Source organism: Halarchaeum acidiphilum MH1-52-1 (assembly GCF_000474235.1).
In the GTDB taxonomy this organism is placed as follows: domain Archaea; phylum Halobacteriota; class Halobacteria; order Halobacteriales; family Halobacteriaceae; genus Halarchaeum; species Halarchaeum acidiphilum.
This window is the reverse complement of the sequence record NZ_BATA01000095.1, coordinates 1-7,931: the sequence shown is the minus strand read 5'-3', so window position 1 is coordinate 7,931 and position 7,931 is coordinate 1. Positions and strand designations below refer to the sequence as shown.

Here is a 7,931-nt window from a genome sequence, read left to right as displayed (position 1 = left end):
CTGAAAGCCCGGTGGGGCCTCCTCGATGATCTTCGCCCGGACCGGTCGTCTCGAAGATACCCTGATGGTCACGCGCTCCCCCTCCGAAACCTCCATATCGCCGGGGAGGTGGAGGGAGATCGGGTGTTGCATGCCGCAATTGACCCGAACGCGCCCTTCAGATCCGACCTGGGTCACGATCCCTTCTCGATGCGACCCCGAACCGCTCGATTCGGAGCCGGTCCATGACGAGAGGCGGAGCGGCGGCAGGACACCGGCGTACTCCAGTTCGTCGCGGGTGTCGAAGGCCTCCTTTCGGAGGTAGGGTGGCGTCGCGGCGTACCGCAACACCGTTTCGATGAACCCGCCGCCCCAGCGGCGCTCCCCCTCGCGGTCGGGAAAGACCACGAGGCGGTCCGCCCGGAAGACCGCGGCCGCGCGGGCCACGTAGCCGAGTTTGCGAGTCGCCTCGCGTTTGTCCTCGGCTTCCCGGCAGATGGACGACGGCACGAGTAGGCTGCGTGTCATGCCAGTTCGCGTCCACGTCTCGTCACGAGACTGTAACCCATCTACCGACGGGTCGCTCAAAAGGGTGTCGTTACGTTCTCGGCCTCGTGAAGGCGTCTCACTGCCACAGACGCGTGTTAGTCCCCAGCACGGATCGTCGGATCTCGGTGACCGCTCGGTGGCGCTTCGAAAGTCTTTTTTATACCCGGGCCTCGGATGAATTGCAGACGCGCACTGATAGTGTAGTGGTATCACGTGACCTTGCCATGGTCACAACCTGGGTTCAAATCCCAGTCAGTGCATCACCGCCGTCTTTTCACTGTGGCTCATCACGCTTCGAGCGATCCGTTCCTCGCGAGCGTAGGAGAAGCCCCGAACAGCGTTATCGCTCGTGAAGCGTGGCGCGAAGCGCGTTCTCACGTCGCCGCACAGCACCGCCCCGCGGCAACTGGAATACTATATTTTCACGCACGCGCGTACGTGAGGGCGAACGACCTATGTGGGAGCCGGCCGTCCCCTCGCGTATGACGGTCATCGGCTTTCTGAGCGTCGCGCCGGTCCGAGAGGGGAGTATGGCGGAGGACGTCGCGGAGGCGGTCGCCGCGCTCGACGACTACGATGTCGCCTACGAGACGACGCCAATGGGAACGACCATCGAGACCGAGGACGTCGAGACGCTCCTCGACGCCGTCGGCGCCGCACACGAGGCGGTCCCGGGCGATCGCGTGAGCACGTTCTTGAAGATTGACGACAAGCGGGCTTCCACGAAGTCGGCCGACGAGAAGGTCGCGGACGTGGAGCGGGAACTGGGGAGGGAAGCGCGGAGCCGAACGAAGTGAGGGTCCGCGATGAAGCGAGCGGCGTAGCTCCGACCGCCGGGAGCACGGGACGGCGAGCGGCGGTAGCCGCGAGAAGCGCGGAGCCGAACGAAGTGAGGGTCCGCGAGACCGAACCGTACTGCAAACGTTTTACCGCGGGACGGCCGAACGCGGAGGCATGGAGAGCATCAACCGGATGGCGGTCGAGCTGGCCGACGAGGCGGTCGAATTCGCGGGCGAACTCGACATCGGGGCGTTCGATCTGGAGAACGGTGCGACGGTGCTGGATTTCGGGGTCGAGCACGCGGGGGGGATCGAGGCCGGGCTGCTGCTCGCCGAGTTACAGACGGCGGGGCTGGCGACGGTCCAGACCGGGATGGCGGAGATCGCGGACGTCCCGTTCACGCACGTCGAACTCGCGTGTGATCGCCCGGATCTCGCGTTGCTCTGCTCGCAGAAGGCGGGATGGGAGCTCGCGGTGGACGGCTTCGAGGGGCTGGGATCCGGGCCGGCGCGCGCGCTCGTCGCGGAGGAGGCGGAGTTCCGAGAGCTCGGCTACACGGACGCCTTCGATCTCGCGGTTCTGACGCTGGAGTCCGATCTCCTGCCCGACGAGGACGTCGCGCGGGTGATCGCGGAGCGCGCGGAGGTGAATCCGGACGGTCTCTATCTCCCGGCGTACGCCGCGGGCTCGATCGCGGGCAGCGTCTCCGCGGCGTCGCGGGCGGCCGAGATGGCGGCGTTCCGGCTGTTCGAGGCGGGATACGATCCGCGGGACGTCGTGTCCGTGAACGGCCGCGCGCCGGTCGCGCCGGTCGCGGGGGACGAGGAGACGGCGATCGGGCGACAGATGGACGCGCTCGCGTACGGCGGACAGGTGTACGTGACGGTGGAGACGGACGACGCGGAGGCGTTCGAGGCGGTGCCGTCGACGGCGAGCGAGGAGTACGGTCGACCGCTCGGCGACGTCTTCGACGACGTCGAGTGGGACTTCGCGGAGGTCGCGGCGGGCGTCTTCGGGCCGGCGCAGGTGACGGTGAACGTCGTCGGCGGGCCGACGTACGCGCTCGGCGGAACCGACGACGCGGTGCTCGCGTCGAGTTTCGGCGTCTAATCGGAGACGCCGGTAGCGGGGCGAACGAGGGAGTGAGGGCCGGAAGGGTCAGTCGAGAAGTTCGGTGACGGTCCCGACGCCCTTACTGGATCCCTCGCGGAAGATGAAGCGTTGGCCCTCTTCGACGAGATAGGGCCGGAATTTGAACTCGACCGTGGCGGCTCCGGTGTCACCGGGGAGGAGTTGGCCGCCCTCGGGATGGAAGCGCGCGGCCTCGCTCGCGGTTTCGAGGTGGACGACGGGTTCGTAGCCGTCGTCGATCCGGGTGGGGTGATTGAGCACCATTACCTCGGCCTCGAAGGCGCGCGTCGGCGTCGGATCGGCGTCGCGCGGAACGAGGACCATGCCGCGTTCGAGGTCCGCCTCGCGGACGCCCTTCAGCGCGATGCCGACGATGCGGCCGGCTTCGGCCGTATCGACGCGGTGGTAGTGCATCTCGATGCTGCGGGCTTCGACGTCGCGGAAGGAGCCGTCGGGGAACGGGCCGAGGAGGAGTTCGTCGCCGGTCTCGACGGTCCCGGACTTGATCGTGCCGGAGGCGACGGCGCCGACGCCGGTGACGCTGTACGAGCGATCCACGTACATGCGGAAGTCGCCCCCCGCCGCGGCGGTCTTCGGGAGTCGCTCGAAGAGTTCGTCGAGGATTTCGAGACCGTCGCCGGTGACGGCGCTCGTGCGGACGACGGGGACGACGCCGTCGTCCGTCTCCTCGACGGCGGCGTCGACGCCGTGGCGCGCGACGGGAAGCGGGGTCCGGCCGGTGTTGCGGAGGAGTCGCTCGACGTCGCGCTCAACTGACTCGACGCGCTCGTCGTCGACGAGGTCGGTCTTCGTGATCGCGACGATCGTCGGGAGGTCGGTGGCGAGGAGGACGCCGAGGTGTTCGCGCGTCGTGTCGGTCGGGCCGTCGTCGGCGGCGACGGTGAGCAGGCCGTAGTCGAGTTTCTGCCCGACCAGCCCGCGGATCGTGGTGCGCAGCCACGGCTCGTGTCCGACGGTGTCGACGAAGGAGACGACGCGGTCGGCGCGCTCGACGACGGCCGCGCGCTCGTGTTTCCGGTGGGGGTTCTCGACGCGGACGGGACCGTCGCCGTCGAAGCCGTAGACGCCGTAGGAGAGGTCGGCGGAGAGACCGCGTTCGACCTCGTGGGGTTGGACGTCGAGGAAGCCGCGGGTGTCGCCGTCGCCGTCGTCGGTCCGCCCGGTGACGAGGGTGCCGACGAGCGTGGATTTGCCGTGATCGACGTGGCCGGCGGTGCCGACGATGACGTGGTCGTCGTCGGCAGTGAGGGTCCCGCCGTCGCGGACGGTGGCGACGCCGACGAGGCCGCCAGCGTCGTCGCTCGCGCCGCGCGCTCCCCCGCTCGTTCCCCACGTCTGGACGTCGTCGATGTGTGCGCTGGCCTCCTCGGCGAGGAGACTGAGGACGTCGAGGGTCTCGGAGAAGGTGTCGGGGTCGACGCCAGCGATACCGCCGTCGTCGGTGACGCCGACGACGTATTGCGCCTCGCCGTCGCCGGAGAGGACGCGGTGGCGCAGTTGTGCGGCGAGGCTCTCGAGGCGTCCGTCCGCGAGGTGGACGTCGCGCGTGAGACGCTCTTTGAACTCGACGTTCCCGCCCTCCTGCTCGCCGCGTTCGAGCGCGCGGTGCAGGACGGATCGGTCGACGCTCATGGGCGCGTGTTAGTGACTACCTACCAAAAGCCTTCCCCGGCGAACGCTCCGGAGGCGTCCCGAGACGTCCGTATCCGTCGGCGATCGGACCGGACGCGCGTTTGCAGCGAGCGCGACGCGCGCGAGCATCGAATCGGCCCCCGAGTTGATGTAGCGGCGACGCCTCCGAAGGCGTATGAGCGTCACCGGGCTCTGTCAGATCTGCGAATCCGCCGAGGCGCAGTTCGCGTGTGACCGCTGTGGGGCCGTCGTCTGTCAGGCGCACTACGATCCGGCCCTCGGTCTCTGCGAGGAGTGCGCCGCGGAGGAGCGCCGGTCCCGAAACGGGGACGAAAGCGGCTTCCCCGGGCCGCGGTAGAGCGAGCGGTGATCGTCAGCGGTACTCGTTCAGTCGGTCGCGCAGGCGTTTCGCGGCCTCGCCGGCGATCCGATCCCAGTTCTCGTCGTCCTCGCCCGCGAAGATGATCCCGCGCGTGGAGTTCACGACGCCGACGCCGTCCGCCGCGCGGCCGTGTTCGACCGCGGCTTCGACGTCGCCGCCCTGCGCGCCGACGCCCGGCACGAGAAACGGGAGGTCGGGGGCGATCTCGCGCACGCGTTCGAGTTCCGCGGGCCGCGTCGCGCCGACGACGAGACCGACGTTCCCGTGCTCGTCCCACTCCGACATGCGGCGCGCGACGTGCTCGTAGAGGAACTCATCAAAGGAGGCGAGTTCGAGGTTCTGGAAGTCCTTCCCGCCCGAGTTCGAGGTGCGACAGATGGCGAACACTCCCTTCTCCTCGCGCGAGAGGAACGGCTGGAGGCTGTCGCGGCCCATGTAGGGGTTGACGGTGATCGCGTCCGCGCGATCGAGCGCGTTCGCGTACTGGCGGGCGGTGTTCCCGATGTCGCCGCGCTTCGCGTCGAGGATCACCGGCACGCCCTTCCCGTGGGCGTACGCGATGGTCTCCGCGAGCGCGCGCCACCCGTCCGCGCCCTCGTAGAAGGCCGCGTTCGGCTTGTAGCAGGCGGCGTACTCGTGGGTCGCGTCGATGATCCGGCGGTTGAACTGCCAGCGCGGGAGATCGGCGTCGCGCACGTCGTCGGGAAGTCGGTCCGGATCGGGGTCGAGTCCGACGCAGACCATCGTGTCCCGCGAGTCGATGCGCGCCGCGAGGTCCTCGAAGAAGCCCATGGCGTCGCTGCGTGTCGGGCGGGCCTAAACGTACTGCTTGGTCGCCACGCGCGCCGCGCTCACGCGTCGAGCGCGGCCGCGAAGAGGGGAGAACGCGCTTGGCCTCGGCGCCGTCCTCGACGAAGACGAGGAGCGCGGGCGGAGACGCGGCGCGAGGGCGAGCGCGCAGACCCGCGTCGTCAGCGGCGCGCTTCGCGGCGTCGAGTCCGGTGACGAATTCGACGCGGACGCGCTCGGGGAGGACGTACACGGACGCGATCCGCTCGTCCTCGAAGGTCACATCGTACGCGTGCGCGCCCGCGAGCGTCGCCTCGACGTCCGGGTCGGCGTCGGTCACGGCCGCGCGATCGAACGGTCCGCTCTCGCGGCCCGACACCTCCGAGGCGAGCAGTTGGGCGATGCGTTTGCCGTCGTCGAGTTCGCGCTCGACCATTCAGAGCTCCTCCCCGGCCTTGCGGGCTGCGGCGGCGACGTCGACGCCCTCGCGACGCGCGTGGAGGACGGCGGCGACGTCCGCGGTCACGCCGAGGTCCCGCTGGAGGGCGTTGACGGCGGCGACCGTCTCCTGTCGATCCGCACCGGCGGAGACGACGGCGTCGAGCGCGGTTTCGAACGCCGATCGCTCCTGAAAGAGCGACTCGTCTGGCGTGTAGTCGTCGGGGACCGTCACCGAGTCGAGATCGAACGTCGCGACCAGCTCGCCGTCGTCGCGTTCGAGGAGGCCCTCGCCCGTCGCGACGTCGACGAGGCGCGTGGCCTGATCGGGACTCATCCAGTCCCGATCGAGCGAGAGGGAGACGACGAACTCGTGTTCGCCGAGGCGGTCGCGCCCCTCGGAGACGAAGGGCGCGCCGACGGCGACGCGGAGGCTCATGCCACAGGTGAGAGCGCGGGACGGCCTAAAGACGGCGGGTCTCGGCCGGATCGAACGGCTTTAGTACGTAACGCCGCCATCTCGGGGTATGCAGTATCAGGGCCGCTCCGAGCGCACGAAGACGGGTGCGCGAACTCGCCCGCACTCGAAGAAGAAGAAACACGAACTCGGCCGCAGTCCGACCGAGACGACCGTCGGTGAGGGCCGCTTCCGCGTCGTCGACGCCCGCGGGAGCGGGACGAAGGTCCGCGCGCTCTCCACCGACGTCGCGAACGTCACCGACGACGGCGAGACCGAGCACGCGACCATCGAGGACGTCGTCGAGAACGACGCGAACCCGAACTACGCCCGCCGGAACATCATCACGAAGGGCGCCGTCATCGAGACGTCCGCCGGGAAGGCGCGCGTCACCTCCCGCCCCGGTCAGGACGGGCAGGTGAACGCCGTCCTCGTCGAGTAACGCCGCTTCCTCGTGCGGACCGGTCCTCCCCGCTTCTCCCGGGTCGATCCGCCGACCACCACAGTTTTTCCGCCGATCACTGACGCGAGCGCGGAGCTATGCGAGCCGATCGCTCACTCACGCGCCCGGTCTGTAACGGTTTCGTGATCCATCCCACATCCGAAACGGTTACCGGGCCATCGCTCGGAGTGTGCGGTGATGGGAACCACGAACGAGGGCGGCGGTGAAGCGGCGCGAACCGTCGGCCTCCGCGATCTCCTCCTGTTGAGCGTCGGCGGCATGATCGGCTCTTCCGTGTTCTACTATCCCGCGTACACCGGCAAGTGGATCGGTCCCGCGGCCGTGCTCGCGTGGCTCCTCGCCGGGATCGGAATGGTCAGCGTCGCGCTCTGCTACACGGAGCTTGCGACGGCGTTCCCCGAATCCGGTGGGCCGGCCGTCTACCCCGCCGAGACGCTCGGATCGAACCCAGTGGTGCGGCACTTCTTCACCTACCTCGAGGGCACGTCGTACGCCCTCGGCTGGGTGTTCGGCGTCGCCGTCTCCGCGTGGTACGTCGCGAACTACCTCGGTGCGATCCCCGGTCTCGGCGCCGTCCGCGCGCACACCGTCGCGTTCGGCCTGCTCGCCATCGCCGCCACCGTCGCCGTCACGTACGCCGGGATCGACGTGACGAAGCGCGCGAACCTCGTCCTCACGGCGTTCGTCCTCGCCGTCCTCGCCGTCGTCGCCGCGGTCGGCCTCGCGAACGGGGCGCCCGCGAACGCCACGCCGTTCGTCACCGGGTCGGGGACCGAGTTCCTCGCCGCCGTCGGCGTCGCCATCACCGGCTACGGCGCGTGGACCGTCGTCCCCGCCGCCGCCGGCGAAGTGAAAAATCCCGGCCGGACGATCCCGCGCGCCATCGTCGGCAGCCTCCTCCTCACGACCGCGTTCTACGCGCTCGTCGTCCTCGCACTCCACCTCACCGTCCCCGGAAACGCCTTCGCGTCGGGGAGCGCCGCGATGTACGCGCCGCTCTCCGCCATCGTCACCGCCACCGGCCACCCGCTGCTCGCCGACTACGCCCTCCCGCTCGCCGCGCTCGTCGCCATCTTCACGACGATGCTCGTCGGTCTCACCGCCGCGGCGCGCGTCCTCCGCGCGCTCGCCGAACGCGACACCGTCCCGAGCGTGTTCGGCGTGACGAGCGAGCGCACGAACGCCCCGATCGTCGGCCTGCTCACCGTCGCGCTCGCCGCCGCGGCCGTCGTCGTCGGCAAGCGGGTCGTCGGCGGCGTCGTCCTCGCCGCGCTCGTCGGCACGATCCTCCCATACGCGATCAACATCGC

General features: G+C 69.5%; 9 protein-coding genes and 1 tRNA gene. 6 read left to right on the top strand and 4 right to left on the bottom strand.

What is annotated here, in order from left to right; translation table 11 throughout:
• Window positions 1-507, bottom strand: a 507-nt coding sequence (locus AOZ13_RS12575) for a putative RNA uridine N3 methyltransferase (protein WP_267879325.1), incomplete at its 3' end; no start/stop codon positions are given.
• Between the two features lie 210 nt (window positions 508-717).
• Here AOZ13_RS12575 and AOZ13_RS12570 point away from each other — a divergent pair.
• The 3 genes from AOZ13_RS12570 to mch all read left to right on the top strand — a co-directional run bounded on the left by AOZ13_RS12570 (window position 718) and on the right by mch (window position 2,418).
• Window positions 718-788, top strand: a tRNA-Gly gene (locus AOZ13_RS12570).
• Window positions 789-1,010: 222 nt separating this feature from the next.
• Window positions 1,011-1,325 carry a thiamine-binding protein gene (locus AOZ13_RS12565; RefSeq protein ID WP_020220835.1) on the top strand — a complete coding sequence of 105 codons (315 nt, stop codon included), beginning with the start codon at window positions 1,011-1,013 and terminating at the stop codon, window positions 1,323-1,325.
• A 157-nt stretch (window positions 1,326-1,482) separates the two neighbouring features.
• Window positions 1,483-2,418: a methenyltetrahydromethanopterin cyclohydrolase gene (mch, locus tag AOZ13_RS12560; RefSeq protein WP_020220836.1), complete on the top strand. Its 936-nt coding sequence runs from the start codon at window positions 1,483-1,485 to the stop codon at window positions 2,416-2,418.
• Window positions 2,419-2,466: 48 nt separating this feature from the next.
• Here mch and AOZ13_RS12555 read toward each other — a convergent pair whose 3' ends face one another.
• A complete protein-coding gene (locus tag AOZ13_RS12555) occupies window positions 2,467-4,092 on the bottom strand; it encodes a GTPBP1 family GTP-binding protein (protein WP_020220837.1) in 1,626 nt (541 codons plus the stop codon).
• A gap of 175 nt (window positions 4,093-4,267) precedes the next feature.
• Here AOZ13_RS12555 and AOZ13_RS12550 point away from each other — a divergent pair, with 175 nt between their 5' ends.
• On the top strand, window positions 4,268-4,450 hold the full coding sequence (locus AOZ13_RS12550; RefSeq protein ID WP_020220838.1) for a hypothetical protein: 183 nt from the start codon (window positions 4,268-4,270) through the stop codon (window positions 4,448-4,450).
• Window positions 4,451-4,465: 15 nt separating this feature from the next.
• Here AOZ13_RS12550 and pyrF read toward each other — a convergent pair whose 3' ends face one another.
• Together pyrF and AOZ13_RS12535 are read right to left on the bottom strand one after the other, a co-directional pair.
• Window positions 4,466-5,266 carry an orotidine-5'-phosphate decarboxylase gene (gene pyrF / locus AOZ13_RS12545; RefSeq protein WP_020220839.1) on the bottom strand — a complete coding sequence of 267 codons (801 nt, stop codon included), beginning with the start codon at window positions 5,264-5,266 and terminating at the stop codon, window positions 4,466-4,468.
• A 433-nt stretch (window positions 5,267-5,699) separates the two neighbouring features.
• Window positions 5,700-6,140, bottom strand: a complete 441-nt coding sequence (locus AOZ13_RS12535; RefSeq protein ID WP_020220841.1) for a DUF2240 family protein — start codon at window positions 6,138-6,140, stop codon at window positions 5,700-5,702.
• Between the two features lie 88 nt (window positions 6,141-6,228).
• On the opposite strand from AOZ13_RS12535, the gene AOZ13_RS12530 reads away from it, so the two are divergent.
• Both AOZ13_RS12530 and AOZ13_RS12525 read left to right on the top strand, forming a co-directional pair.
• Entirely contained in the window at window positions 6,229-6,600 is a 372-nt protein-coding gene (locus AOZ13_RS12530) for a 30S ribosomal protein S8e (protein ID WP_020220842.1), read from the top strand.
• Window positions 6,601-6,798: 198 nt separating this feature from the next.
• Window positions 6,799-7,931: APC family permease (locus AOZ13_RS12525; RefSeq protein ID WP_049934117.1), on the top strand; the 1,133-nt coding region annotated here is incomplete at its 3' end.